The 2,087-nt window shown below is 72.1% G+C and carries 3 protein-coding genes; 2 read left to right on the forward strand and 1 reads right to left on the reverse strand.

Annotated features, from left to right (window positions below):
* The coding region (locus H0U68_RS18360; RefSeq protein WP_296358217.1) for an AMP-binding protein at positions 1 to 328 on the reverse strand (328 nt) is incomplete at its 3' end.
* Between the two features lie 159 nt (positions 329 to 487).
* Here H0U68_RS18360 and H0U68_RS18365 point away from each other — a divergent pair.
* Positions 488 to 1,201, forward strand: coding sequence for a response regulator transcription factor (locus H0U68_RS18365; protein ID WP_296358221.1), 714 nt, complete (start codon positions 488 to 490; stop codon positions 1,199 to 1,201).
* Positions 1,201 to 2,087, forward strand: an 887-nt coding sequence (locus H0U68_RS18370) for a histidine kinase dimerization/phospho-acceptor domain-containing protein (protein ID WP_296358219.1), incomplete at its 3' end; no start/stop codon positions are given. The genes H0U68_RS18365 and H0U68_RS18370, both read left to right, overlap by 1 nt.

Genomic DNA, 2,087 nt, shown 5'->3' on the forward strand with positions numbered 1-2,087 from the left:
CCAGCGCGTCCCACTCGGGCGGCGCCAGCCGGAAATTCAGCGGCAGCAGCATCGCGCCGATCTCGGCCAGCGCGAACAGCAGCACCAGCTGCCCCGGATGGTTGCCTCCCAGCCAGGCCACGCGGTCGCCGGGCCGCACGCCCCACACGTGCCAGGCGACGGCCGCGGCCTGGCGCACGCGCACGTGCAAGGCCGCGTAGTCCAGGGTCTCGCCTTCGAAGCGCAGCGCCGGGGCGCCGGGCCGCGCCCGCGCATGCAGCGCCAGGACGTCGGCCAGGCTGCGGGCGGCATGCAAGGGGGATTCAGGCGGCTGGGAAGGCTGGGGCATTTACCTAACTTTACCGGTGCTTCAAGGCAGCGAGAACGCCGCTGCCCACCATGGGTGCACGCTTCGATGTCCCACCTGCCCATGTCCACCATCCTTGATCCCTCGGCCGAAACGGCCCAAGACAGCCCCGGCGGCCACGCAAGCCAGTACCATGACCGGATGCAGCAGCTGCTGATGATCGAAGACGACGCCCGCCTGGCGCGCATGGTGGCCGACTACCTGGAGCGCTCCGGCTACGCGGTCACGCACGCCATGGACGCGAAGGCCGGCCTGGGCATGCTGCAGGACCCGCCCTCGGGCGCGCTGCCCGAGCTGGTCATCCTCGACCTGATGCTGCCCGACATGGATGGGCTGGAAGTGTGCCGGCGGCTGCGCTCCATGCCCGGCGAGGCCGGCAAGGTGCCGGTGCTCATGCTCACCGCCAAGGGCGATCCGATGGACCGCATCATCGGCCTGGAGCTGGGCGCCGACGACTACCTGCCCAAGCCGTTCGAGCCGCGCGAGCTGCTGGCGCGCATCCGCGCCATCCTGCGCCGCCGCGGCGACAGCGGGGCGGTGCCGGCCAAGCTGATGCGCTTCGGCTCGATGGAGATCGACCGCGACGCGCGCACCGTCACCGTGGCCGGCCGCGGCAGCGAACTCACCTCCTACCAGTTCGACCTGCTGGTGGTGCTGGCCGAGCGCGCCGGCCGCGTGCTCACGCGCGACCAGATCATGGAAGCGGTGCGCGGGCGCGAGCTGGAAGCCTTCGACCGCTCCATCGACGTGCACATGGGCCGCATCCGCGCGGCGATCGAGGCCGACCCCAAGAATCCCAAGCGCATCCTCACCGTGCGCGGCGTGGGCTACGTGTTCGCCAAGCAGCAGGACTGATGAACCCCTGGCGCGCGGGCTTGCGCTTCCCGCTCTACCTGCGCATCTGGCTGGCGGTGGTGCTGGCGGTGGCCCTGCTCACGCTGGCGTTCGGCTGGCTGTGGCGCCAGAGCGTGGAGCAGTCGCCCATGCGCGAGGTCATCATCCGCAGCGAGGCGGGCGAGATCCTGGGCCAGACGCGGACGCGCCCGGTGCGCGTGCCCGGCCAGGGCGTGGAGTTCTCCGTCGACATGAAGGACGGCAGCACCATGGTGGTCCAGCTGCCGCCGCGCCCGCGCGCGCCGGGCGAAGGACCGCCGGGGCGTTCCTGGATGCGCGGGCCCGGCGGGCTGCTGTGGATGCTGGTGATCGTCGCCCTGGCGGTGGCGGTGGGCAGCTTTCCCATCGTGCGGCGGCTCACGCTGCGGCTGGAGGACCTGCGCCGCGGCGTGGAGCGCTGGGGCGAAGGCGACCTGAGCGCGCGCGTGAAGGAGGACGGCAGCGACGAGGTGGCCTTCCTCGGGCGGCGCTTCAACCAGGCCGCCGAGCGCGTGGAGACGCTGGTGAAGACGCACAAATCGCTGCTGGCCAACGCCTCGCACGAGCTGCGCTCGCCGCTGGCGCGCATCCGCATGGGGCTGGAATTCATCGGCCGCGACACCGACCCGGCGGCGCGCGCCGAGATCTCGCGCAACATCGGCGAGCTGGACCAGCTGATCGACGAGATCCTGCTGTCCAGCAGGCTGGACGCGCATGAAAGCGACATGGGCACGATCGAGCCGGTCGACCTCACCGGGCTGGCGGCCGAGGAATGCGCGCGGGCCGGCGCCGAGCTGGACCCGCAGGCCGCCGGCGAGGCGGTGGTCGCGCCAGGCGTGTCCAGGCTGCTGCGCCGCGCCGTGCGCAA

This window comes from Ramlibacter sp. (assembly GCF_013697775.1).
Lineage (GTDB): Bacteria > Pseudomonadota > Gammaproteobacteria > Burkholderiales > Burkholderiaceae_C > Ramlibacter.